The sequence below is a fragment of the Lysobacter sp. ESA13C genome (genome assembly GCF_019970005.1).
GTDB lineage: Bacteria > Pseudomonadota > Gammaproteobacteria > Xanthomonadales > Xanthomonadaceae > Lysobacter > Lysobacter antibioticus_B.
In genome coordinates this window covers 626667-651694 of record NZ_JAHXYK010000001.1, presented here as the reverse complement: position 1 = coordinate 651694, position 25028 = coordinate 626667, and the positions used below count along the sequence as shown (strand labels likewise).

General features: G+C 67.9%; 15 protein-coding genes. 6 read left to right on the top strand and 9 right to left on the bottom strand.

Features of this window, described 5'->3' with window-relative positions; genetic code table 11:
- Positions 1-53: 53 nt before the first annotated feature.
- The 3 genes from mutM to LC490_RS02890 all read left to right on the top strand — a co-directional run bounded on the left by mutM (position 54) and on the right by LC490_RS02890 (position 4560).
- Positions 54-866 (top strand): bifunctional DNA-formamidopyrimidine glycosylase/DNA-(apurinic or apyrimidinic site) lyase, encoded by an 813-nt coding sequence (gene mutM, locus LC490_RS02900; protein ID WP_223619235.1) that lies wholly within the window; start codon positions 54-56, stop codon positions 864-866.
- A gap of 168 nt (positions 867-1034) precedes the next feature.
- Positions 1035-1607: an ECF-type sigma factor gene (locus LC490_RS02895; protein WP_031370611.1), complete on the top strand. Its 573-nt coding sequence runs from the start codon at positions 1035-1037 to the stop codon at positions 1605-1607.
- A gap of 127 nt (positions 1608-1734) precedes the next feature.
- Positions 1735-4560 (top strand): serine/threonine-protein kinase, encoded by a 2826-nt coding sequence (locus LC490_RS02890; protein WP_223619234.1) that lies wholly within the window; start codon positions 1735-1737, stop codon positions 4558-4560.
- 155 nt (positions 4561-4715) lie between these two features.
- On the opposite strand, the gene LC490_RS02885 is transcribed toward LC490_RS02890, so the two are convergent.
- From LC490_RS02885 to LC490_RS02870, 4 genes are all read right to left on the bottom strand, one after another.
- Entirely contained in the window at positions 4716-6875 is a 2160-nt protein-coding gene (locus LC490_RS02885) for a M66 family metalloprotease (RefSeq protein ID WP_223619233.1), read from the bottom strand.
- 507 nt (positions 6876-7382) lie between these two features.
- Positions 7383-7928 carry a DinB family protein gene (locus tag LC490_RS02880; RefSeq protein WP_223619232.1) on the bottom strand — a complete coding sequence of 182 codons (546 nt, stop codon included), beginning with the start codon at positions 7926-7928 and terminating at the stop codon, positions 7383-7385.
- A gap of 627 nt (positions 7929-8555) precedes the next feature.
- Positions 8556-12440, bottom strand: coding sequence for a translocation/assembly module TamB domain-containing protein (locus LC490_RS02875; protein ID WP_223619231.1), 3885 nt, complete (start codon positions 12438-12440; stop codon positions 8556-8558).
- Between the two features lie 30 nt (positions 12441-12470).
- Positions 12471-14450, bottom strand: a complete 1980-nt coding sequence (locus LC490_RS02870) for an outer membrane protein assembly factor (RefSeq protein ID WP_223619230.1) — start codon at positions 14448-14450, stop codon at positions 12471-12473.
- Between the two features lie 245 nt (positions 14451-14695).
- Here LC490_RS02870 and LC490_RS02865 point away from each other — a divergent pair, with 245 nt between their 5' ends.
- Positions 14696-17611, top strand: a complete 2916-nt coding sequence (locus tag LC490_RS02865) for a TonB-dependent receptor (protein WP_223619229.1) — start codon at positions 14696-14698, stop codon at positions 17609-17611.
- Positions 17612-17811: 200 nt separating this feature from the next.
- Here LC490_RS02865 and glyS read toward each other — a convergent pair whose 3' ends face one another.
- Positions 17812-19980: a glycine--tRNA ligase subunit beta gene (glyS, locus tag LC490_RS02860; RefSeq protein WP_223619228.1), complete on the bottom strand. Its 2169-nt coding sequence runs from the start codon at positions 19978-19980 to the stop codon at positions 17812-17814.
- Positions 19981-20147: 167 nt separating this feature from the next.
- The gene (glyQ, locus tag LC490_RS02855; RefSeq protein WP_031370603.1) at positions 20148-21083 is read right to left on the bottom strand and encodes a glycine--tRNA ligase subunit alpha; all 936 of its coding nucleotides are present in this window, start codon (positions 21081-21083) and stop codon (positions 20148-20150) included.
- A gap of 100 nt (positions 21084-21183) precedes the next feature.
- On the opposite strand from glyQ, the gene LC490_RS02850 reads away from it, so the two are divergent.
- Together LC490_RS02850 and LC490_RS02845 are read left to right on the top strand one after the other, a co-directional pair.
- Positions 21184-21909: a glutamine amidotransferase gene (locus LC490_RS02850; protein ID WP_223619227.1), complete on the top strand. Its 726-nt coding sequence runs from the start codon at positions 21184-21186 to the stop codon at positions 21907-21909.
- Positions 21910-22012: 103 nt separating this feature from the next.
- Complete coding sequence (locus tag LC490_RS02845) at positions 22013-22945, top strand: BPSS1780 family membrane protein (RefSeq protein ID WP_152566080.1); 933 nt, start codon at positions 22013-22015, stop codon at positions 22943-22945.
- A gap of 22 nt (positions 22946-22967) precedes the next feature.
- Here LC490_RS02845 and LC490_RS02840 read toward each other — a convergent pair whose 3' ends face one another.
- Genes LC490_RS02840 through tatB form a run of 3 tightly spaced genes read right to left on the bottom strand, consistent with a single transcriptional unit; the run spans position 22968 to position 24983 of the window.
- The gene (locus tag LC490_RS02840; protein ID WP_223619226.1) at positions 22968-23669 is read right to left on the bottom strand and encodes an RDD family protein; all 702 of its coding nucleotides are present in this window, start codon (positions 23667-23669) and stop codon (positions 22968-22970) included.
- A complete protein-coding gene (gene tatC / locus LC490_RS02835; protein ID WP_223619225.1) occupies positions 23666-24484 on the bottom strand; it encodes a twin-arginine translocase subunit TatC in 819 nt (272 codons plus the stop codon). The genes LC490_RS02840 and tatC overlap by 4 nt, the downstream gene beginning before the upstream one ends.
- A complete protein-coding gene (gene tatB / locus LC490_RS02830) occupies positions 24471-24983 on the bottom strand; it encodes a Sec-independent protein translocase protein TatB (protein ID WP_223619224.1) in 513 nt (170 codons plus the stop codon). The genes tatC and tatB overlap by 14 nt, the downstream gene beginning before the upstream one ends.
- Between the last annotated feature and the right edge of the window lie 45 nt (positions 24984-25028).

The window sequence follows — 25028 nt, the reverse complement described above, 5'->3', positions numbered from 1 at the left end:
CAGTTTCGGCCTTCGAACGATGCGCGGCCTGGCCGGGATAGTACCCTTGCCGCATGCCTGAATTGCCTGAAGTCGAAACCACCCGGCGCGGCCTGGCGCCGCATCTGGAAGGCCGCCGCGTCGTCACCGCGATCCTGCGCCGCCCCGACCTGCGCTGGCCGATCCCGCTGCAGATCGAAGACACCCTGCCCGGCGAACGCATCGACGCGGTGCGCCGCCGCGCCAAGTACCTGTTGCTCGACACCGCCGCCGGCAGCGCCCTGCTGCACCTGGGCATGTCCGGCAGCCTGCGCGTGCTGCCCGCGGACACGCCGGTGCGCGCGCACGACCACGTCGACCTGCTGCTCGATTCCGACCAGGTGCTGCGCTTCAACGACCCGCGCCGCTTCGGCTGCCTGCTGTGGCAGGCGCCCGGCGAGACCCACGAGTTGCTGCGCGACCTCGGCCCGGAGCCGCTCTCGGACGCCTTCGACGGCGACTACCTGTTCGAGCTCAGCCGTGGCCGCAAGGCGCCGGTGAAGACCTTCCTGATGGATCAGCGGGTGGTGGTCGGGGTAGGCAACATCTACGTCGCCGAGGCCTTGTTCGCAGCCGGGGTGTCGCCGCTGCGCGCGGCCGGCAAGGTCTCGCGCGACCGCTACGGCGAGCTCGCGGCCTCGATCAAGGACATCCTGGCCTACGCCATCCAGCGCGGCGGCACGACCCTGCGAGACTTCATCAGCCCGGACGGCGCGCCCGGCTATTTCGAGCAGGAGCTGTCGGCCTACGGCCGCGGCGGCGAACCCTGCCCGCGCTGCGGACGGCCGCTCAAACAGGCCAGCATCGGCCAGCGCACCACGGTCTGGTGCGGGCACTGCCAACGCTGAAGCGGCGACCCGGCGCTGCCCGCCGCCGGGCCGACTCGTCCTCAGCGGTCCGCAGGTTGCGGGCGCCGGTTCCGGACGAACGGCGCCGGCGCGGCGCGGGCGATGCCACCATGATCGCTATCATGTGAAGATGAACGCGCTATAGTCTCCACCGAGTCGAGGGGCGATATGGCCGAAAGCGCTGACATCACGATCCTGTTGGATGCCGCCCGCGAAGGCGATCGCGGCGCACTCGATCGCGTGCTCGCGACTCTGTATCAGGAGTTGCACACCATGGCGCGGCGCCAGCTCGCCGGCCAGCACGGCCAGACCCTGGACGCGACCGCGCTGGTGCACGAGGCCTATCTCAAACTCGTCGGCCGGCGCGAAGCGCAGTTCGACGATCGCGCGCATTTCTTCGCCTACGCCGCCTCGGCGATGCGCAGCGTGGTCGTCGACTACGCGCGCCAGCGCTTGGCGCAGAAGCGCGGCGGCGATCTGCACCGCGTCACCGAGTTGCCCGACGACGTCGAAGGCGGCCTGCGCCTGGACGAGGACACGCTCGGTCTGGACACCGCGCTGACCAAACTGGCCGCCGTCGATCAGCGCCTCGCCCAGGTGGTCGAGCTGCGCTATTTCGCCGGCCTTTCGGAACTGGAAATCGCCGCGCTGCTGCAACGCTCCGAGCGCAGCATCCGCCGCGACTGGCAGAAGGCCCGTCTGTTCCTGCTGGCCTCGCTGCAAGACGAGCCCAGCCGCTGACGCACGGTCCGCGCCTGCCGCGTTCCGTCATCGCCCCGGCTGCCGCCGCGCAGCGCGCCCGCACACCATGCGCATCGTCATGATCCACATCGCCGACGACCGTCGTATCGAAACCGACTGACCGCGCATGGATGCCGAACGCTGGCAACGCCTGTCCCCTTTGCTCGACGCGCTGCTCGAGCTGGACCCGGTCGCACGCGCCGAACGCCTGAGCGAGTTGCGCGCCGACGACGCCGAATTGGCCGACCAGCTCACCGAGCTGATCGCGCTCGAAGAAGGCCACGAGGATTTTCTTTCCGAGCCCCTGGTCGCGCCGCAGAACACCGGCATGCGCCCGGGCGTCGAGGTCGGCACCTACCGTCTGGAAAGCCTGCTCGGCGAAGGCGGCATGGGCCAGGTCTGGCTGGCCTCGCGCGCCGACGGCCTGTACCAGCGTCGGGTCGCGCTGAAGCTGCTGCGTCCGGGCCTGGCCGACACCAACCTGCGCACGCGCTTCACCCGCGAACGTCAGATCCTCGCCCGCCTGGCGCATCCGCACATCGCGCGCCTGCTCGATGCCGGCATCAGCCGCGACGGCCTGCCCTATCTCGCCCTGGAGTACGTCGAAGGCGAGCCGATCACCGACTACTGCCGTAACCAGCGCACGCCGCTCGACAAGCGTCTGCGCATGTTCCAGCAGATCTGCGACGCGGTCAGCCACGCCCACGCCAACCTGATCGTCCACCGCGACCTCAAGCCGTCGAACATCATGGTGACGCCGGCCGGCGACGTGCGCCTGCTCGATTTCGGCATCGCCAAGCTGCTCGACAGCAACGACGTGCCGCTGCCCGAGCAGACCCGCACCGGCGCGCGCGCCTTCACCCTGCACTACGCCGCGCCCGAACAGGTACGCGGCGAGCCGGTCACCACCATGACCGACGTGTATTCGCTCGGCGTGGTGCTGTACGAGCTGCTCACCGATTCCAAACCCTATCGGTTGAAGCGCCAGACCGACGCCGAGTGGGAAGAGGCGATCCTCGCCGCCGATCCGCTGCGGCCTTCGCAGGCGGTGCTGCGCTACGTCGACGCCGACGACGCCGAGGTCGATCCGAACTCGGTGCGCCGCCTCGCCCGCCAGCTCAGCGGCGATCTCGACAACATCGTCCTCAAGACCCTGTCCAAGCGTCCCGAGCAGCGCTATCCCTCGGTGGAAGCGTTGTCGCTGGACCTGCAGCGTTTCGAAGCCGGCCGGCCGGTGCTGGCGCGGGCGCAAAGCCTGCGTTACCGCTTCAACAAATACGTCGCCCGCCACCGCTGGGCCTTGGCGACCGCCGCCCTGGTCACCCTGGTGCTCAGCGCCGCGCTAGGCATCGTCGCCTGGCAGGCGCGCGAAGCGGTCGGCGAAGCCAGCCGCGCCCAGGCCATGCAGGACTTCATGGTCGGCCTGTTCGAAAGCGCGCGCGGCACGCCCGAGGGCGAAGCGCTGGACCTGCGCGGCCTGCTCGACGCCTCGGTGATCCGCGGTACGCGCGAACTCGCGCGGCAACCGCGCGCGCGCGCCGAGCTGTTCGGGGTGATCGCGCGCATGCGCACCAGCCTGGGCGACTACAACGAAGCGCGCGCGTTGCTCGACCGCCAGGCCAGCATCATCGCCAGCACCGACGACGACATCCCCGAAAGCCTGCGCCTGGAATCGATCACCCAACGCGGCAAGGTGCTGCGCCTGCTCGCTCAGCCGCGCGAATGCGCGGCGCTGATGCAACCCGGGCTCGATCTGGCCCGGCGCGAACAGGCGCAATTGCCGAACCAGGCCAGCGAGTTCTATTCCGAACTCGGCCGCTGCCGGCAGGCCAACGGCGAGCGCCAGGGTGCGCGGCAGTTGTTCGAACGTTCGCTGGCGTTGCGCCGCGAAATGCTCGAGAACAGCGACGTCGTCGAAGTCGAGAACCTGATGGACCTCGCCAGCCTGCAAGCCGACGCCGGGCAGAGCCGCCAGGCCCTGCAGGGCTTCGAGCAGGCGCGCCGGCGCCTGCAGCAGAGCGTGGGCGATCGCCACCCGCTGCAGGTCGAAATCAGCCGCAACCTGGCCGCGCTGCGACACGACCTCGGCCAGCTCAACGACGCCGAACGCGATGCCAAGGAAGCGCTGGCGATCGCCCTGGAGGTCAACGGCGGCCAGCATCCGGCCACCCTGGCCGTGCGCCGCCAGCTCGCCGCCTTCCACATCGAGCAAGGCCAGTACCTGCAGGCGCAGATCGAGCTGGAACAGCTGCGCAACGTGCTGACCCCGCGTCTGGGCGCCGATCATTCCGATCTGACCGGCCTGCACAGCAGTCTGGGCCTGATCGCCTGGGAACGCGGCGACGTCGATCGCGCCCTGAGCGAACTCGAATACGCGGTGACGATTTCGCGCAAGCACCTCGACCGCGGCCGCCTCGCCGAGGCCTTGTTCGCACAGGCGACGGTGCTGCATGCGACCGGCCGCAATACCATGGCGCGGATCCTGCTCGACGAGATCCGCGCGCTGCGCGTGATCGAGTTCGGCGCCGAACACGGCCTGGTCGGCGACACCGAGCGTCTGCTCGGCGATGTCGAGATCGCGCTGGACCAACGCGACCGCGGCCTCGACCACTTGCAGCGCGCGGTCAGCCTGACCCGCAAGAGTTATGGCGAACGCCACCCGAACACCCGTCACGCCGAACTCGACCTGGCCCAGGTGCAGGCGCTGTCCGGCGATGCCGCCGCGCTCGCGCACCTGGACTCGCTGGCGGAACTGCCGACCACCGACGAAAAGTTGCGCGAGCTCGGCTGGCGCGCGCAGGCCTATGCCGCGCAGGTGCGTTGCCGCGGGCCGCAGCGGGGGCAGGCGCGGGCGACGCTCGACGGCCTGCTGCGCGGCATCGGCGACGCGCGACCGGACGGCAGCGAGGTCAAACGCGAAGTGCAGGTCATACGCGACGCCTGCAGCGGATAGGCGGCACTCGCTGGTTTGCTCGCCTGACCGGAGCGAACGGCGCGCAGCAGCCGCCGCTGCACCTCACCTGGACACGAAGTACCGACGCAGGGCGCTTGCCCCGCCGCAATTGCGGACGGGGCAGGGCGCATCGCGACGATCGGTCGCGTGTGGGGTCAACGCCTGAGCAAGCTGCTGAGCCATGCGCGAAGACGCAGGTCCGCCGCCGCTTGCGGCGCCGACGCTTCGCTCGCCGGCAACGCGGCCGGACGCGGCGTGGAGGCGCAACGCGGCTCCGGTGCGGCCTTGAGCGGTACGGCGACGGTCGCCAACTCGATGCAGGCGGCATCGTTCGCGCCGGCTTCGGTGGCGCGGGCGCTCACCGCCGGCACCTGACGCGACAGCAACACCGTCGGCGCAGCCGGCAGGCCTTCCCACCCCTTCGGCGAATCCAGCAGCTCGATCCGCGAGATCGCCTTGTCGGCGGGCACGTTGACCACCCAGGTGCGGAAGCTGTCGCCGTTGTTGGGATCGCCGGCGCTGGCCGGCGGCGCGGTGGTCGGGCCGAACCAGGGACGGAAGCCGCCTTGCAGCAGCACGTGGCGCACGCCGCCATCGGCATAGGTCACGCGCAAGGTGTAGTCGCAGCCGCCGTTGTGGCAGTACCACGCATAGGTCCCGGTGTTCGGCACGATGCTCGTACGCTGCGCCGCATCGGTGGGATCGATGTAGCGCAGCAGGTTGCCGCGAAAACCGATCGGCGGGTAGATCTGCGAAACGTTGGCGGTACCGGCCCGGCTGTAAGCGACCGCGATCGCCTGCACCGGCACGTCGCGCCGCTCCGGCAAACCCTGGTTGAAGCCGTACAGGCCGTTGTCGGCGGTCTTCGGCGCAACGTCGATCCAGCGCCGGTCGATCCCGTCCCAACGCTTGTAGCCGCCGGGGAAGGCCGCATCGGCGACGATGCTGCCGCCGGAGTACACGTGCGCTCCGTTCTTGTCGGTCGAGGTGGTGCCTTCCAGATGGCGCTGCATCATCGCGACGCTGTAATCGGAGAAGGTGGCGAAGCGGTAGCCGCGCGCCTCGTCGCCGGAACCGCTCTGCATCGGGTCCTGCTTGATGCAGCGGCCCTGCGCATCGAGTTGTCGCGGCGTGCTGTCGAAGGTATCGCCGGCGCAGTTGCGATAACGCGATGCGGTGGCCGGTACGAACGGCGCCAGGAACTCCTTGCGCGTGCTGTCGTAGCCCCAGACCGATCCGTTCAAGCTGCCGGCGAGATAGGGGTACTTGCCGTCGGTGTAGGCGCCGCCCTGATGCGGCAACCCCATCGCATGGCCCTGCTCATGGATGAAGATGCCCGAGTAGCCATGATCGCCGACGCCGGTGTCGCCGCCGATCGACCCCAGGCCGCCACCGGGATGCTTGAGCTTGCCGGCCGCATCGAACAGGATCAGCGGCGCGTAGTACTGCACCGGCCCGGAGGATTCGCCGTTGGCGGCGAGCAGCCCGCCGAGCAGATTCAAGGTGGCGCCCATGACCTGGAAGCCCGCTTGTTCGTCGTCGGTGCTGCGCGCCAGATAAGCCGGTTTGCCGCCGCTCGGCGCGATCGACAAGGTCGGCCATACCGCGCGCTGCGCCGGATGGTTCTGCGCAACCACGCTGGCCACCGGCCATTTGGCGAAGATCTCGGTCACGGTGGCGGCATCGGGCGCGCCGGAGGTCGCCAGCGGCACCGAGTTGCTCTCGTTCGCGCCGAACAGATACAGCGGCAGCACTCGCAGGGTCACCGGGCTGTCGGCGCCGATCGTGGGCGAACGAAACGCGCCGACGCGGTAATTGTCGGCGCGCACGCGCAACTGCAAACCGGGCACCAACCACGCCGCCGGCAAACTCGCGCTGTAACGCGCGCCCGGATAGGCCGCACCGCCGGCCTCGGTGGCGGGGATCGAAGCGGACACCGCAACGGTGCCGAGTTGAACGCCGTTGGCCCAGCCTTCCAACTGCGGATTGCCGGCGTTTTCGGCCGACAGGCGCAGCAGTGCGAGCGCTTCGCGCCCGCCGACCGCATGCAGCCGCTCCTTGGCCTGGCGCAGAGTCCAGCTCAGCCCGGCTTCCGGCAGCACGTGGGTCTGGGCGAGTTCGAGTTGAGCGATCTCCAGCGCCGCCGCTCCCGGCGGCGGCGGGGGCGGCGTAGTCGGCGGCGTGCCGGGCGGCGTGCCCGGAGCCGGCGCGGTTTCGCCGCCTTTCTTGTCGCCACCGCCGCCGCCTCCGCAGGCGCTCAAGGTCAGTGCGATCGAAAGCCACAACGCGGTTGTGGTGAAGCGAGGTGTCTGCATGCTGGTTCCCCCTGTGGCACGAACCTCTGCGCCCGCGCCAGTGAATGGCGTATGGATGGAGCATCCTGCGTATGAGCCGTCGCCGATCGGCGCGATCGTCTCCCCACGATCCGGCGGACCGCATCATACCCATGCAATCGCGACGCGTCGTCGCCATGCGCGGCTTGCGCACGGCCAAGCGCGACACCCATGCATGTGCAAGCGCAGCGCGTGCAAGCGCTGCCTACGTTTCATTAGCACAGCTCGCCGCTAGCACGCGCACGGCATGCGCGAAGTCGCATGGATGAGTCGTGACTGTGCGCACAATCCGAAGGCAAGGATGCGACACCACGACGATACGAGCTCGGCGTGCCGAAACGTTTCTTTATCGTGGCGACAACAGCGGCCCTCTACGCGAAGCCATCATCCGCATGGCCTGGATTCGTGCGCTGCATGCGGATTTGCGGCGCATTCAGGTCGCGTCACGGGCCATGCCGCGGACGCTGTGGCCCGGCGGAACCCCGATCTTCAGTCCGGCGCGTGCTGCGGCAACAGCAGCAATAAATCGGTTGCACCGACGTCCACGCCGGCCTGGGTCAACAAGGTCGTGACCTGGCCGCGGTGATGGGTCTGGTGATTGAAGAAATGCATCAACAGGCCGCCGAAGTCGCGATGCGAAACGACGCCTTTGGTGTTCGCGTAGACCAACACCTGATCGAGATCCGCATCGGTCAGGCACCCGGCCCAATCCTCGATCCGCGCATCGAGCTCGCTTCGCTGCACCTGCAAGGGTGCGAGACGATCGTGCAGTTGCTGATCGATGGCGGTTGGCGGCGCTATGTTGCGAATCGGGTCCAGCGCCTCGAAACGCGTCGGATGATAACTGGCGAAACGATGCAGCCAGATCAGGTCGGCCGCCAGCAAATGATTGAGCGTGCCCAGGACCGAACCGAAAAACGCACCGCGGTCTTCGCTCAACGCCTCGTGCGGCAACCGCGCGGCCGCCGCATAAATCTTGTCGTTCATCCAGCGGTTGTAGCCGGCCATCAGCACCGCGTGTTCGCACAGCTTCATCGTGGCTCTCCTTGCTGGCAAGCGGCTTTCATCGCCGTAGCCCGCGAACGATACCGCCTGCTTTTCTTGCACCAACTGAGCGACACGCTCTCAAGCCGACCGGATCAAAGGGTTCCCCCAATCGCAAGCTGAAACGCTGCAGCTGCACAGAAGTCGATAAGCAACCAGACCGCCGTAGCGATTGCTGAAAAAATGCCCCTCCCTACCGCTTTCTCGAACGCGCTCCTTTCAGCAAAAAGGGGCCAGTTAGACCATAGAAATCCTGCGTATATGCCGACAAGAAACAGGAGTTCGCAGATCACGTTCAGAGGCGGCTGTCCCAGGCGCACATATAGCCACACTGAAATCAACGAAATTGCTAGCGAGACAGCAGCAACCCCTATATGGCGGACTAATGGCGAAGATGTCATGGCACTTTGATTTCCGAGTGATGTTCACACAAGACTCAACCAACGCGACTCCACAGTTATGCTGTAGAACTCTGGTCGACCGACAAGGGCGGCCATTGGCGCACTCGATGTACTGCGCGCTGCAAGAAGCGGGGCTGTTCCGGCCCCTTCTTATATGCGGCAAGGAGCCGGCCGCTCCGGCACTCCTAAACAATGCCCACTGATCGCTCGCGCAGCATTATTTTTCCTTGCGCCAGTTGATCGAAGCGCGGTTCTCGATCGTGCTCGACTCGATCTCGATGTCGAAGCCCTTGCGCAACAAATACTTCAGGGTCAGCACCTGGCCGGTGCCGAGCAGGGACACGCCGTAGCCGACGTACAGGCGCGGCGACAGGTATTTGCCGACGCCGAGCACCGAACCGCCGAGCGCGCGGCTTTCCATCACGCCGGCATCGTCGAGGCCGATCTTGGCGCCGAGCTGCGAGGCGAGCATGCCGCCGCCGGCCGAAAGCGCGGCGCTGGCGGCGTTGAGCTGGCGGCCTTCGTCGCCGCTGACCGACGACAACGGCCGGCCGAGTGCGAGATAGGCCAGCGCTTCGGACTGCGAGCTGGCCGGGTTCGACCAGACATTGACCTGCGGCGAACTGACCCGGCCGCTGATGTCGACCCCGGCGGTGACCGCGCCGACTTCGCGTTCGGCGCGCACATCGAGGATCGGGTCCGACACCGGGCCGTTGTTCCAGGCCAGGCGGCCGCGGGTGATCTGCAGTTTCTGGCCGTAGGCGGTGTAGCGGCCTTCGACGTTGAGCGCGCCGTTGGCGGTCATCTCGCGACCCGGGCGCGAACGCACCCGCATCTGGCCGCCGAGCTTGCCGTCGAGGCCGAAGCCGTTGAGCTTGACCTGCTCGCCGACCACCAGAGTCAGATCGAGGTCGAGCGGCGAAGCGCCGGTGTCTTCCGGATCGGCCGGGTCGAGCACCACGACGTCCTCGGACACCGACACGCCCTGGTCGAGGCGTTCCAGGTCGATGCGCGCGGTCGGGATGGTCACGGTGCCAGTGACTTGCAGCGGCTGCTTGGCCGCGTAGCGCACGGTCAGGTCGGGGTTGGCGATCGCATGCAGGTCGCGGGTGTCGGAGGCGAGCACGTTGGTGCCGCGCAGGTTGAGCACCAGCGGCGTGTCGTCGCCCTGCCAACCGAGCGTGCCGTCGATATTCAAGGTGCCTTCGCCGGAGCGCACGCTGCCGGCGATGCGCGCGCTGCCGTCGCTCTGTGCGTCGAGGCGGACGTTGCCGTTCTGCAGGACGATGCCGAGCGCGGGCAGTTCGGTGGTGAACTGGCTCAGCTGGGCCTGGCCGCCGAGCAAGGGTTGCGAACGCGTGCCGGCCAGGCTGATGCGGCCTTCGAGACGGCCCTTGGGCTCGACGATGTCGGGCGAGAACATCTCCAGCCAGGTGAGTTCGTCGGTGTCGACCGAGACGTCTCCGGACAGGGGCGCATAGGCGTCCCAACCGGTCGCGATCTTGGCATCGATGTGGCCGTCGTCGTTGAAGCCGGCCTTGAGTTCGGCGTTGAGCTTGTTCGGGTCGAAGGTCGCCTTCAGCGACAACGCGTTGTAGCGCAGCAGTTCGCGGCGCGCGCGTTCGCTGAACTTGAGACCGCCGCCGGCCGAGCTGATATCGACTTGGCCGCGCCAACCGTTGCCGACCGGACGCAGTTCGCCGTCGAGCGCGATTTCGCCGCGCAGCAGCCACGGCCGCTTGTCGCTGCGCTCGGGCAGATAGGCCTGGGCCAACAACAGCGGCAACCCCTGCCCCTTGATATCGACACCGCGCCGCGGCCAGTCCGCGCTGGCGCACAGCGAACCGCCGCTGCTCGAGGCCAGGCAGGCATTCGTCAACGCGCCATTGCGTCCGTCCCAACGGAACTGCGCGGCCTGCTGCAAACGCCAGGACGCGCCCTTGCTCGGCGTCAGCTGCAGCGATGCGAGCGCGCCTTGCCAGGTCGCGCCGCGCTTGTCGGCATGGCCGGCCAGTGCGAGCTGGGCGACCTCGCTGTCGGCCTGCGCCTGCAGTTGCAGGGACTCGACCGCGCCGCGCGCATCGACGCTCACCGACGACAGGGCGAGGCCGGCATTGAGATCGCTCGCACGCAGGGCCAGTTCGCCGCCGCGGCCGCGCCAGGGCAGGCGGCCCTTGGCGCTGAAACTCGCCGCCGTGTAGTCGCCGTACTTGAGGCCGCTGCCGGTCAGGTCGGCGTCGATGTTCGGCGCATCGCGCGCGCCACTGAGCTTGAGCGTGCCCCTAAGGCTGCCGGCGGTGTTCGGCAACAGATCGTTGAGCTGCAGCGGCGCCAGCTTGGCGTCGAGTTCGATCGCCTGGGCGAGCTTGCCCTTGGCATCGACGCGGCTGCCGCCTAGGGTCAGGGCGACGTCGCCTTCGTAAGCGTCGTCGCTCTTGCCGGGCGCGGCACCGTGCATCGCGAAGCGACCGCGTCCGCCGAGCGGCCGGTCGCGCAGACGGCCGCCGAGGCGTTCGGCGTCGACGCGGATGTCCAGGCCGCCGTCGGCGCGGGTGGCGCCGGTGCTGGCGAGCTGGCCGTCGACCGCGCCCTTCCATTCCGGCGCGAAATAACCCGGGTCGAAACCCGACAGCGTCGCCTTGAAGTTCCAGCCGAGCGCCGGCGCCCAGGCGACGTCGCCGCTGCCGTCGAGCTGGCCGGTCGGCATCTTGGCCTTGAGCGTCTTCAGGCTCATGCGCTGGTCGTCGCCGCGGCCGTCGAACTCGACCGTCGCGGCTTGCTTGTCGCGCAGCAGCCGAGCCTTACCGATCGCCGCCCAGGCCTTGACCGTGCCGGCGAACCCGAGCTCGGCGGTCTCCAGCACGATCGCCGGCGTGGCCGGCGCCTGCGGCGCGCGCGAAGGCTTGGCGATGGCGGCCGCGGTCGCGGTGGTCGCCGCGGGCTGGCCGCCCCAACGCAGATCACGCGCATTGACGGCAAACTTGAACTGGCCGTTGTCGGCGTCGGTGAAGTCGGCATGGCCGCGCAGCGTCGCGGTGCCATCGAACAACTGCAGCGCCAACGGCTGCACGTCGAGCACCTGGTCCTTGAGCGAAATCTTCGACGGCAAAACCGTCACCGCCAGATCGCCCTGGCGGAATTCGCCGTTGAGGTCGGCGTTGCCACCGACGCCGCCGGCCTCGAAGCGCAACGCCATCGGCGTGTCGCTCGGCTTGGCCTCGGGCGAGAGCAGCAAGCCGACATCGAGCGCATCGGCGCGCGCGCGCAACTGCCAGCGCGGATCGTCCTTGCCGCGCAGGGTCAGGCTCGCACGCACCGGACCGGGTGCGGCGCCGGCGATGGCGACGTCCATGCGCGACAGGTCGCCGCGCGCGACCAGGCCCAGCCGCGGCGGCGTGCGCCCCGGCGCGCTCGGCAACACCACGGTCGCCACCACGTCGGTCTTGAAGTCGTTGCGCGGTTCGTACTCGCCGTGCACGGTGAAACGGCCGCGGTCGGTCAGCGCTTCGAGTTTCTCGACATGCAGCTTGCCCGACTGCGCATCGAGCCCGGCGCGCAGGCGGCGCACGTCGATCAGCGGCTCGCCTTCCTGGCTGAGCTTGAAACCGTCGATGCGCACGTCGTCGGCCTGCAAGGCCAGCGGCGGTTCGATCTGTGGCAGCACCTCGGGCCAGCTCGGCAACTCGAAGGGCTCGTCGCTCTTGGGCAGGTCGAGGGTGGCGTTCTCGACCTGCAGCGCGTCCAGGCGCAGCTTGCGGCCGAGCAGGGGGCCCAAGGCCGGATCGACGAAGATGCGCTCGGCGGTGAACACCGTGCCCTTATAAGCGAAGCGCACGCCGCGCAAGGTCAGCGGCCCCGACACCGGCCCCTCGGCCGCGGTCCAGGTGAAGGTCGAATCGGCCGGCAGGCGCGAAACGATCTGCGCCAGCAACAGGTCGCGGCCGGCGATGGTGCTGATCAGCCAGTACAGGCCGGCCGCGATCAACAGGGTCAACGAGCCGGCGATGAAACTGCTGCGCCAGGCCCAGCGCTTGGCCGCCGCGCGACGACGCTGCCGGCGTTCGAGCAACAGTTGTTCGGGAGTTTTCGGCGTATCGCTCATGTCGTTGCAGGGTCGTCCTGGCCGCGTGCCTTAGAGATCGGCGCCGATGTTGAGATACAGCTGGAAACCCGAATCCGGGTCGTCCAGGCCGCGCGCGATGTCGATCCGCAAGGGGCCGACCGGCGAACGCCAACGTACGCCCACGCCGACGCCGGTGCGCAGCTTCGGGGTGTTGTCGAACGCGCTGCCGCTGTCGACGAACACCGCCGCACCCCAACTGTCGTTGAAGTACTGCTCGTACTCGACGCTGCCGGTGACCACGTTCTTGGCGCCCAGCGCGAACGCCTTACGGCCGTCGATCGCGGGGATGCGCGGCCCGACTTCGCGCCATTCGTAGCCGCGGATGCTGCGGTCGCCGCCGGCGTAGAAACGCAGGGTCGGCGGCATGTCGACCAAGGCGTCGGTGAAGGTGTGGCCGAGTTCGCCGCGGGCGATCAGGCGGCTGCGCGGGCCCAGACCTTTGTACCAGCGCGCGGTCGTGTGCAGTTGCAGGAAGTTCGCATCCGAACCGACGCTTTCCAGGCCGCCGCGCAGCATCGCGGTGGCGGCGATGCCGTTGCGCGGATACAAGCGGTCGTCGGCATCGACGTACTCGACGCGGAACGAGGGATACAAAAAGGTCGCCGAACGGTACTCGACCGGCGTGGTCGGATCGTCGTCGTCCTCGTCGGCATAGGCCCAACGCTCGCGCAGGCCGTGCACCGAGGCGGTGGCGGTCCAGCGCTGGTTGATCTTGCCGCTGCGGCTGGCGACCAATTCGATGCGGCGCGAGTCGATGTAGTCGGTCTGCTCGTCGGTGCCCTGCAGGCTGAAGGTGTACCAGCCGTCGAGCCAGGCGAAGGCCGGGATGCGGTACTGCAAGGTCGCGGTCTTGCGGCGCTCGGCGAAATCGACCTGGGCCAGGGCCTTGTGGCCGCGGTCGTTGAGGTAACGCCGTTCCAGGCCGAGACGCACGCCGGCGCCGCTGTCGGTGCCGTAGCTCAGGCCGGCGGTATAGATGCTGCGCTTGGCCGGGGTCAGGACGACCTTGACCGGCACCTGGCCGTCGACCGCCTGATCCGGCTGCGGCTCGATGTCGATGCTGGCGAAATAATCCAGCCGCGACAGCGACTCGCGAAAGCGGTCGAGCTTGCCTTGGTGGTAGTAGCTGCCCTGTTCCCAGTACACCAGGCGCTCGAGCAGGCTGTCGCGGATGATCCGCTTGGGCGTCTGCTCGAAGGTGATCGGGCCCATGTCGTAGCGCTGGCCGCTGGTCCAGACCAGGTCGATGTCGGCGGCATGTTCGGCGCGGGTCACTTCCACCCGCCGCGAAGAAAAATCCGCATCGAAGTAACCGCGCTCGGCCAGACGCCGGGTGATCTTGGTCTTGCTGGCCTCGTACAGCTCGTGATTGAAGACCTGGTCCGGGCCGGGCCGGAAGGCGTCGAGGTCCTGGTTGAGGTAACGGTCGTCGCTGCCGGCGCCGAGGATGGCGATGTCGGAGCGCCGCACCTTGACCGGTTCGCCCTTGTCGATGGTCAGGGTGACGGTGATCGGCACCGAAGGGGTCGCTGCCGAGGCGGCCGGAGCGGCCGGGTCCTGGGACGAAGCGCCTCGGGTGGACGGGTCTTCGCCGATGCCGGCCTCGGCCTGGCTCGCTTCAGCCTGATCGGCGTCGGCCGGGCTCGCCCCGACCGGGCTGGCTTCAGCCGGGCTGGAGTCGGCGGGCAGCGCCGGGGCGCGGCGACGGGTGCCGCGGGAATCCTCGACCTTGATCGTCGGCGAGTAGTAGCCGAACGGCTCCAGGGCCTCGCGGGCCTCGTTTTCGGCCTCGCGCAGCAGATAGCCCAGGCGGCGCCCGGACACGTCCTTGCCGATCGTATCGACCAGGGACAGGGAAACGCGCACGTTTTGGGTCATGGCCTCATCGAGGCCGACGATCTCGACTTTGCCGATTTTGGCCGCCCGGGCCGTGCCGGCGGCTCCAAGTACCAGGGCGACGGCGAAAAAAAGACGGGGGATCAATGGCATAGCGATCAGGATAACCGGTAAAGGCTTGTATTGCTTACGTATTTTGTTCAGCCACTTTGCAGATTCGTTGCATCTGGCGTTAAGAAGTCGTAATTTCGGCCTCAGGGGAACTGACCGCAAGCGCTGGGGGCTGTGCTGCGGGCTCATCGGGGTCTCCTAGAAAACAGCCAATCCACCACTCCCAGCCATCAGGGAAGTCACACGGTAGGGAAGCAATGTCACTGCATATTTCAGGAGTCCACTTCGTGAACAGAAAAATACTCACCACTGCTGTTTGTACCGCACTGGTCGGCGTCGTCGCGCCCGCCTATGCACAGCAGGCGGAAACGGCTTCGAATGAAGACGTCACCAAGATCGAAACCGTTACCGTTACCGGTTCGCGCATCTCCAACCCGAACGTCGTCTCCCCGGCCCCGGTCAGCGTCCTGACCGCCGAAGACATCAAGGCGACCGGCGCGATCAACATCGGCGACCTGCTGACGACGATGCCGCAGCTGGCCACCACGTTCACGATGGGCAACTCCGGTCGCTTCATCGGCACCGCCGGCGTGGCGATGCAGGACCTGCGCAACCTCGGCACCGCCCGCACCCTGGTGCTGGTCAACGGTCGCCGCATGGTCGGCGCGTCCGCCGGCACCTCGGCCGTCGACACCAACCTGATCCCGGCCGACTGGGTCGAGCGCGTCGAAATCATCACCGGCGGCGCTTCCGCGGTGTACGGCGCCGACGCCGTCTCCGGCGTGGTCAACTTCATCCTCAAGAAGAAGTTCGAAGGCGCCAACCTGCACGCGCAGATCGGCGACAGCCAGCACGGCAGCTTCGGCAAGGAATTCATCTCGCTGACCGGCGGCTGGAACTTCGCCGAAGACCGCGGCAACGTCGCGCTGTCGTTCGAGCACAGCCAGCAGGACCGCCTGATGTTCGGCGACCGCTTCGGCAAGCAGGCCTACCGCGCCATCCGTTCGCCCGGCAGCGGCTTCGACAACACCCTGCTGCCGAACGCCGGCAACTACACCATCACCAGCGCCGGCACCTTCTCGCTCGGCAGCAACTTCCTGCCGGAACTGCGCTACACCTTCGATCCGAACGGCCAGGTGCGCAAGCAGCGCTTCGACGGTCCGTTCGATCGCGATAGTCCGACCCTGCGCAATACCAACGCCACCTGCCAGAACTGCGACCGCCTCGACGGCAACCAGGACCTGCAGATCCAGCCGCAGTACAAGCGCGACACCGTCAGCGCCGTCGCCGGCTTCGATCTGAACCAGGACCACCGCCTGTACTTCGAAGGCATGTACAGCAAGGTGCACAGCAAGTCGTACTTCTCGCCTGCGTTCGGCGGCACCGGCAACCCGCACATCATCGAGCGGGATAACGCCTACGTGACGCCGGAACTGCTGGCGCTGATGGGCGCTCGCCAGTCCATTCGCGTCGGACGTAACGACGTCGATGCCGGCCTGCGCGGCGAAGACACCGACCGCCAGACCGCCCGCGTCGTGTTCGGCGCCGAAGGCGCGCTGACCAGCGACTGGCTGTACGACGTGTCGGTCAACTACGGCCGCACCCACGAGCGCCGCCGCAATCTCAACAACCGTCACATGGAGCGGTTCTACGCCGGTCTGGACGCGGTCAAGGACGCGAACGGCAATATCGTCTGCCGTTCCAAGATCGACCCGGGCCACACCAATCTGGCGCTGGATTTCAACCAGGGCTACGGTCAAGTGTCGCCGGAAGTCGCCGCCTCGTGCATTCCGTTCTCGGTCTTCGGCGAAGGCGCGATCAGCCCGGCCGCGGCCAACTGGTTCAACGTCACCACGATCTCCAAGGCGCGCCTGACCCAGTTCGTGGCCGGCGGTTCGCTGACCAACAACAACCTGTTCGAGCTCAAGGCCGGCCCGGTCAGCTTCGGCACCGGTGTCGAGTACCGCCGCGAAACCAGCCGTTCGATCAACGATCCGCTGGACATCAACTTCGAGACCTTCCTCAATGCGATCCCGAATTCGGGCGGCAGCTACAACGTCCGCGAAATCTGGGCCGAAGTCGCGGTGCCGCTGTTGGCCGACCTGCCGGCGATCAAGAGCCTGACCGTCGGCGCTGCAGCGCGTTACTCGAAGTACGACACCATCGGCGGCGCCAAAGCCTGGCGCTACAACCTGGACTGGGCGATCAACGACAGCCTGCGCGTCCGCGGCAACATGTCGGCCGCGGTGCGAGCGCCGAACATCGACGAACTGTTCGGCGGCCAGTCGCAGAACTTCGGCGGCGTCGCCGATCCTTGCGATATGGACAACATCGGCAACGCCAAGAACCCCGCGGTGCGCGCCCGCAACTGTGCCGCGTTGGGTCTGGCGCCGACGTTCACCGATGAGTTCTCCGCCACCAACGAAGGCCTGTCGGGCAGCAACCCGGATCTCGATCCGGAAACCGGCCGCAGCTGGACCGCGGGTTTCGTGTTCACCCCGACCTTCCTGGAAGGCTTCGGTATGAACGTCGACTACTGGGAGATCAAGCTCATCGACTCGATCACCGCGCCGACCTTCCAGGAAACCGCCGATCGCTGCGTCGATAACCCCAACGGCATCGACAACATCTACTGCCGCAACACCGAACGTGGTCCCGACGGTCAGATCAGCTTCCTGACCTCGATCAACCAGAACATCGCCGCCACCACCACCGACGGTATCGACCTCGGCATGTACTACAGCCACCCGCTGTGGGGCGGTCGCATGCGTTGGGACCTCAATGCCACCAAGGTGCTCGGCTACACCGACTATCCGTTCCAGGAAGACAAGGACGAGTCGGTCGACCAGAACAAGACCCTGGGCTTCCCGGAATGGAAGGCCACCGTTCGCGCTTCCTACATGCGCGACAACTGGGACGTGAACTGGAGCACCCGCTTCGCCGACGGCGGCTTGCGCGTGACCAACGCCAGCTACCGTTCGAACCCGACCTCGACGCGGCCGATCAAGGCCGGTTCGGGCGTGTTCCACGATGTGCGCGGCAGCTACACGATCAAGGACAGCGGCTGGCAGATCTACGGCGGTGTGACCAACCTGTTCGACTCCGATCCGCCGGTCAACCTGTTCGGTACGGGCTTCGGCTCGGGTCTGTACGACTCGATCGGCCGCGCCTACTACGTCGGCGTGAACTACAAGTTCTTCTGAGTTCGACTCGGGAACTTGCAGCGTGAAACGAGGAGCCGGCGCAAGCCGGCTCCTTTTTCATGGGCGCTCGAAACAGAGCCGAGGCCGCGGATTCGTCTGTCGCACGACCTCGGGTCCGATGAGACTCGGCCGCACCGTAACCGCACGCAACAAAAAGGCCGGCTTGCGCCGGCCTTTCGTTTTCTGCGAGGTGCCCGGACTCAGATCGACAGATGCTCGATCGCCGCAACGCTGCCGAGGCGGTCGGACAAACGCTTCAGCAGGGCCAGACGGTTGTTGCGCACCGCCAGGTCGTCGACGTTGACCATCACGTGGGTGAAGAAGGCATCGACCTGCGGACGCAGGCGGGCGAGCCGGCCGAGCACAGCGACGTAGTCGCGCTGCGCCAACAACGGATCGGTATCGGCGATCGCGGCATCGACGACGTCGGCGAGCTCGCGCTCGGCGCTCTCGACGAAACGCGCCGGGTCGATCGCGGTCGGCACGTCGCCGTCGACCTTCTTGAGGATGTTGCGGATGCGCTTGTTGGCCGCGGCCAGCGCTTCGGCTTCGGGCAGCTTGGCGAATTCGGCGATGGCCTTGAGGCGGCGGTCGAAGTCGGGCAACTTGGCCAGTTGCATCGCTGCAACCGCGTCGAATTGCTGCGCCGGCACGCTCTGGTCGGTGTAGTAGCTGCGCAGCCGCTCGATGATGAACTCATAGAGTTCCTCGCCCTTGGGACGAACGCTCGAACCACCCTGCGCTTTGTTGCCGACGTCTGCGCCCTGCTTCTTCGCGTCTTCGACGGCCCGAAGCTTCTTTTGCGCTTCTTCCATCGCGATAGCGGTGCTCGCCGCCGCAATCGCGTCTTCCAGCGCCGCATCCAGCGACAAACCAATGTCGCCTTCGATCAGCGTGCGCGCCAGCCCCAACGCATTGCGACGCAGGCTGAAAGGATCCTTGTTGCCGGTCGGCTTCAAACCCGCGGCGAAGCCACCCGCCAAGGTATCCAGACGCTCGGCAATTGCGACCACCTGCCCCAGCTTCGACGGCGCGATCGCATCGCCGGCGAAACGCGGCATATAGGCCTCGTCGATCGCCGCGGCGACTGCGGCCGATTCGTTCGCGGCCTGGGCGTAGTAACGGCCGGCGATGCCCTGCAATTCGGGGAACTCGTTGACCATGCGCGACTGCAGGTCGTTCTTCGACAGTTCCGCGGCGCGGCGCGCCTGCGCGGGGTCGACGCCTGCCGCCGGCGCGATCGCTGCGGCCAGCGCGGCGACGCGCGCGACCTTGTCGGCCACGCTGCCGAGCTTGGCCTGGTACGTCACCGTCTTCAGGCCGTCGCCCATCGACTCCAGGCCCTGCTTCAGGTCTTCGTCGAAGAAGAACTTGGCGTCGGCGAAACGCGGGCGGATCACCCGCTCGTAGCCCTTGCGGACTTCGGCCTCGTTCTTGGACTGGATGTTGGCGATGCCGATGAAACGCTCGGTCAGCTGGCCTTGCGCGTCGAGCACCGGGAAGAATTTCTGGTTGGCTTCCATGGTCGCGATCAAGGCTTCCTGCGGCACGGCGAGGAACTCGCGCTCGAAGCCGCAGGCGATGGCGACCGGCCATTCGGTCAGGCCGTTGACCTCTTCCAGGATGCCTTCGTCGATGCGCACCTGGCCGCCGGCCTGCTGCGCCGCGGCGGTGACTTCGCGGACGATGCGCTCGCGGCGCTCGTCAGCGTCGACCAGCACGCTGGCGCTGCGCAGGGATTCGACATAGTCCTCGGGCGCGCTGAACCAGACCGGCTTGTCGTGCATGAAGCGGTGGCCACGGCTCATGCGGTCGCTGCGCACGCCCAGCAAGTCGGCCGGCACCACCTCGGTGCCGAGCAGCAGCACCAGCCAATGCACCGGGCGGGCGAAACCGTAGTCGTGGTCGCCCCAGCGCATCGGCTTGGGGATCGGCATCGCCGCGAGCGCTTCGCGCACGATGTCCGGCAGCAGGCTGGCGGTGTCGGCGCCGGGTTTGGTCGCGCGGTGGACGAAACGTTCGCCCTTGGCGTCGCTGGTGCGTTCGAGCTCGCTCCAGTCGATGCCGGCCTTCTGGGCGAAACCCTGCAGCGCCTTGGTCGGCTGGCCGTCGGCGTCGAGGGCGATGTTGAGATAGGGACCGAGCACTTCGCTCTTCTGCTCGGGCTGCTCGGTAGCCACGCCGTTGAGGCGCACGGCCAGGCGGCGCGGCGTGTACAGCGGCTTGGCGCCTTCGCGATCGAAACCGATGCCGCGCTTGTGCAGACCGTCGAGCACGCCATCGAAGAAGGCCTGGGCCAGACCGGGCAGGGCCTTGACCGGCAGTTCCTCGGTGCCCAGTTCGATCAGTAGGGGTTGCGTCGTGCTCATGCGGATGCCTTTGCGTTTTCGTCTTCGGGGAAGACGCCTCGCGCTTGCTGCAGCGAGGTGGGTGAGATTCGAACGAACTGCAGGTGTTCGGTGCGAGGTCAGGCGGACTTCGGGCGCCGGCCCTCACCCCAACCCCTCTCCCGCATGCGGGGAAGGGCTTCGGCGGGTCAGGCGGCTTCGGCCTTCGACGCGCGCTTGAGGCCGGGAAAACCCAGCTTCTCGCGCTGCGCGTGATAGGCCTCGGCCACGCCCTGGGCGATCTTGCGCACGCGCAGGATGTAACGCTGGCGCTCGGTCACGCTGATCGCACGGCGCGCATCGAGCAGGTTGAACGAGTGGCTGGCCTTGCAGACCTGATCGTAGGCCGGCAGCGGCAGGCCGAGTTCGATCAGCTTCTGCGCTTCGGCTTCGCAGGCGTCGAAACGATGGAACAGCTCGGCGACGTCGGCGTGCTCGAAGTTGTAGGCGCTCTGCTCGACTTCGTTCTGGTGGTAGACGTCGCGATAGGTCACCGGCGTACCGTCCGGACCGTAGGTCCAGACCAGGTCGAACACGTTGTCGACGTTCTGCAAGTACATGCACAGGCGCTCGAGACCGTAGGTGATCTCGCCGAGCACCGGCTTGCACTCCAGGCCGCCGGCCTGCTGGAAGTAGGTGAACTGGGTGACTTCCATGCCGTTGAGCCAGACTTCCCAGCCCAGGCCCCAGGCGCCGAGGGTCGGCGATTCCCAGTTGTCCTCGACCAGGCGCAGGTCGTGCACCATCGGGTCGACGCCGAGCGCCTTGAGCGAATCGAAGTACAGCTCGACGATGTTGTCGGGGCTGGGCTTCATCGCCACCTGGTACTGGTAATAGCGCTGCAGGCGGTTGGGGTTGTCGCCGTAGCGGCCGTCGGTGGGGCGGCGGCAGGGCTGGACGTAGGCGGCGTTCCACGGCTCCGGACCCAGCGCGCGCAGGAAGGTCGCCGGGTGGAAGGTACCGGCGCCGACTTCGAGGTCGAGCGGCTGGATCAGCACGCAGCCCTGTTCAGCCCAGAAGGCGTTCAGGCGCTGGATCATGCTCTGGAAGGTGATCAGCGGGGTCGGGTGGTCGCTCGCGGCCATGGTCTCATCGCAGTGCAGCAAAGCGGGTTAGTATAGCGACGAGCCTTGCGCGCCAGGGCTTTCCCCCTGGTTTCGCACCGCTCCCGCCTGCCGCCACGCCGTGAATCCGCCCTTCCTGATCCTCGAGACCGGCCAGCCGGTCGCCTCCATGCGCCGCCATCGCGGCTTTCCGCATTGGATCCGGGTCGCGGCCGGGCTCGATCGCGACGAGGCCGTGGTGGTCAACGTCGAACACGGCGAGCCGCTGCCGAGCCGCGAAGGCTTCGCCGGCGCCATCGTCACCGGCTCGGGCGCGATGGTCACCGACCGCGCTGACTGGAGCGAACGCAGCGCCGCCTGGTTGCGCGAGGCCGCGCACGCGCGCCTGCCGCTGTTCGGCATCTGCTACGGCCACCAGTTGCTCGCCCACGCGCTCGGCGGCGAAGTCGGCAATCACCCGGCCGGCCGCGAGATGGGCACGATCGGCCTGGAACTGCACGCCAGCGCCGGCGACGACCCCTTGTTCGCCGGCCTGCCCAATCAGTTCCCGGCCCAGGCCACCCACTTGCAGACCGTGTTGCGCGCGCCCGACGGCGCGACCGTGCTGGCGCGTTCGGCCCACGATGCCTGCCACGCCTTCCGTTGGGGCGAAAACGCCTGGGGCGTGCAGTTCCACCCCGAATTCAGCGCCACGCATATGCGCGGCTATGTGCGGGCGCGCCAGGACGCGCTGCGCAACGAAGGCCATTGCCCCCGGACCATCGCCGGCAGCGTCAGCGCCACGCCGTTCGCACGGCGCGTGCTGCGGCGTTTCGTCGGCCACGCGCGCGCGCTGCACGGGCGCTGAGCGCCGCGTCCGCACGGTCGCGGGCCTGCGACCGTCCGGCCTCATTCGTTGCACCGACTTCGTATTCACCGAGCAATACGGCCCCACGGCCAGGATCGATCCGATGACCCCACCGATGCGCAAGGTACCGCTGACCCACGGCGTGCAATGGCTGATCCGCGCGATCAACCTGGGCACGCGCAATCCGCGCGCGATCTTCGGCGCCGCGGTGCTGTTCATGGCGGTGCTGTATCTGCTGGCGCTGGTGCTGGCGACCCCGGCGCGCAGTCTCGCCGGCGGCGCCAACCCCGACATGGCCAGCGTCGCGACCGCGCTGATCCCGATGTTCGTCGCCCTGGTGCTGTTGCTGCCGATCCTGCTGGCCGGCCTCATGCACGTGATCCGCGAAGCCGAGGCCGGACGGCCGACGCGCGCGCGCGACCTGTTCGCGCCGCTGCGCCAGGGCAAGGCCGGCCCGCTCGCCCTGCTGGGCCTGATCCAGATCGCCCTGACCCTGGTCAGCACCGCGCTGGTGATCTGGCTGGCCGGCCAGGATTACTGGCCGCAGTACCTGGAAATGATGCGCAGCGCGCTCAGCGGCCATGTCGCCACGGCACCGGAGCCCGATCACCCGGGCCTGATGATGCTGGTGCAGTTCCTGTTCAACTATTTCAGCAACGCGATCCTGCTGATCTCGGTGCCGCTGATCATGTTCTCGGGGCTGAGCCTGTCGGATGCGGTCAAGCGCAGCGTCAGCGCCTCGCTGTGGAACCTCGGCGCCTACCTGCTCGCGGCGATGCTGTTCGTGCTCGGCGTGGTGGTGTCGGCGGTGCTGGCGAGCGTGATCGCGATCGTGCTGGTGCAGATCGGCAGCCTCATCCACCCGGTGGTCGGCGCCCTGCTCGCCGCCTCGTTGTACCTGGCCTACGGCGCGGTGGTGGTGGTGGTCATGGTCGGCACTTGTTACTACGCCTGGCGCGACGTGTTCGGCCAGGGCGAACAGCCGGTCACGCAGCAGGCTTCGTCGACGCCGCGTCCGGGACAGCTGGAAGCCTGAGCCCGCGGTAGCGGCTGGTGAGCTACAGGCCGCCGGCCTGATACACGGCCGCGTCCATCGTGGCCTGCATCGCGCCGAACAGCCGGACCATCGCGAACAAGGTCGCCGACAGCTGCAGCGACACCCAGGCCCAGCCCCACAGCGGCATGCGCGCGTCGCCGTCGCGCACCACGCGCGCACCGGCCAGACGGTCGTGCAAGGCGCGGTGTTCGGGTTTCGCCATCGCCAGCAGATGGCCGATGTTCAAGCTCAGCCACGACAGACCGCCGCCGAAATAACGCAGGGCGATGCGGCCCAGGCCGAGCGCCTGTCCGTCCATGCCGGTCACGCGCAGGCCCAGCGCACGCTTGCCGGGCGTAGCCTGCCATGGCGACAGCACGAAACCGAGCTCATACACCGCGCCGAGCAGTGCGAAGGCGAGCATCCAGCCGAACACCAGCGCGGTCAGTGCGGTCACCGTGGTCGTGGCTGCCGCATGCAGGGCCGGATCGGCGAGCAGCCGTTGCGCGAAACCGCCGAATGACAGGTCGTCGAGCACCGAATCGGCCATCACCTCGGCGGTGCGCGCGGCCATCGCCGCATAGGCCCGCCGGGCCGATTCGGCCAGGGCCAGCCACTGGCCGGCGCCGATGACGCTGGTCGCCGCGGCGACCGCGGCCGCATCCAACGACCAGGCCGCGTAGCGCGGCCAGAACCCGGCCGGCGCGCTCGCCGGTGCGCTCATCGGTCGCGCGCGTCCCCGCTCGAAGCGTCGTCCTCGCCGTCGCGGTCGCGACGGTCGGAGGCCACCCACTTCGCGGCGATGATGCCGATCTCGTAGAGGATGCACATCGGAATCGCCAGCATCAGCTGCGAGACCACGTCCGGCGGGGTGATCACCGCGGCGATGACGAAGATGCCGACCACCGCGTAACCGCGCGCTTCCTTGAGCTGGGCCGGGGTGACCCAACCGAGCAGGGCCAGGATCACCAGCGCCACCGGCACCTCGAAGCTGATGCCGAAGGCCAGGAACAGGATCAGCACGAAATCCAGGTAGGCGTTGATGTCGGTCATCATCGCCACGCCGACCGGGGTGACCTTGACCAGGAAACCGAACACCGACGGCAGCACCAGGAAGAACGCGAACGCGCAGCCGGCGTAGAACAACACCAGCGCCGACACCAGCAGCGGCAGGGCCAGGCGTTTCTCGCGCCGGTACAGGCCGGGCGCGACGAAGGCCCAGGCCTGGTAGAGCAGCCACGGCATGGTGACCATGAGCGCGGCGAAGAACGCCAGCTTGAGCGGCGCCGAGAACGGCGAGGCGACTTCCACCGCGATCAGCTGGCTGCCGGCCGGCAGCTTGGCCAGCAGCGGCGTCGCCAGGTAGTGATAGAGCTTGTTGGCGAACGGCAGAAAGCCGAGGAAGACGACGATCAGGCCGGTCACGCCGCGCAGCAGGCGTGCGCGCAGTTCGATCAGGTGATCGAGCAGCCGCGGTTCGGGCGAGGCATCGTCGCCGGGGCCGCCGGCGTGCGGCGCGCGGGATTCAGCGTCGTTCATCGTTCGGCGTCGGTGTCTTGGAGGAGGGGCGGTAGTCCGGCAAGGCGGCGCTGGCGTAATCGTGGGTCGGCGGTGCGTCCGCGGCCGGCTCGGCCGGCGCTTGCTCGGCCGGCGCTTGCTCAGCCGGCTCGGCGCCGTGCGCGTCGCCGGAGGCGGTCGCGCTGTCGGCGGGGACGTCCTCGGGTTGGCTGGCGGCGGCGCCGACCGGCGCGGCGATACTGCGGTTCATGGCATCGACTTCGTCGCGCATGGCCCGGCCGCTGTCGCGCAACTGGCCCTGCACGTCGCGCAGGTCGTCCTGGGCCTGGCGCAGGCTGCGCTTGAGGTCCTCGTCGGCGAGTTCGTTCTCGAGTTCGGACTTGACCGAATACCACTGCGCCCGGGCGCGCCGCACCCACAGACCGGCGAAGCGCGCGGCCTTGGGCAAGCGTTCGGGACCGAGCACGATCAAAGCCACGATCGCGATCACGAAGACTTCCGAGAAGCCTATGTCGAACATGGTCTGGGGCTGGCCTGCGGAAGGGCGGAGCGCGTCGGGGCCGCG

Coding starts and splice junctions, on each gene's coding strand:
- glyQ (WP_031370603.1), bottom strand. CDS start 21,083: ATGGCCGCGAGCGACCACCCGACCCCGCTGATCACCTTCCAGAGCATG.
- LC490_RS02875 (WP_223619231.1), bottom strand. CDS start 12,440: ATGAGCGATACGCCGAAAACTCCCGAACAACTGTTGCTCGAACGCCGG.
- mutM (WP_223619235.1), top strand. CDS start 54: ATGCCTGAATTGCCTGAAGTCGAAACCACCCGGCGCGGCCTGGCGCCG.
- LC490_RS02870 (WP_223619230.1), bottom strand. CDS start 14,450: ATGCCATTGATCCCCCGTCTTTTTTTCGCCGTCGCCCTGGTACTTGGA.
- LC490_RS02840 (WP_223619226.1), bottom strand. CDS start 23,669: ATGAGCGCACCGGCGAGCGCGCCGGCCGGGTTCTGGCCGCGCTACGCG.
- glyS (WP_223619228.1), bottom strand. CDS start 19,980: ATGAGCACGACGCAACCCCTACTGATCGAACTGGGCACCGAGGAACTG.
- tatC (WP_223619225.1), bottom strand. CDS start 24,484: ATGAACGACGCTGAATCCCGCGCGCCGCACGCCGGCGGCCCCGGCGAC.
- LC490_RS02895 (WP_031370611.1), top strand. CDS start 1,035: ATGGCCGAAAGCGCTGACATCACGATCCTGTTGGATGCCGCCCGCGAA.
- LC490_RS02885 (WP_223619233.1), bottom strand. CDS start 6,875: ATGCAGACACCTCGCTTCACCACAACCGCGTTGTGGCTTTCGATCGCA.
- LC490_RS02890 (WP_223619234.1), top strand. CDS start 1,735: ATGGATGCCGAACGCTGGCAACGCCTGTCCCCTTTGCTCGACGCGCTG.
- LC490_RS02880 (WP_223619232.1), bottom strand. CDS start 7,928: ATGAAGCTGTGCGAACACGCGGTGCTGATGGCCGGCTACAACCGCTGG.
- LC490_RS02845 (WP_152566080.1), top strand. CDS start 22,013: ATGACCCCACCGATGCGCAAGGTACCGCTGACCCACGGCGTGCAATGG.
- tatB (WP_223619224.1), bottom strand. CDS start 24,983: ATGTTCGACATAGGCTTCTCGGAAGTCTTCGTGATCGCGATCGTGGCT.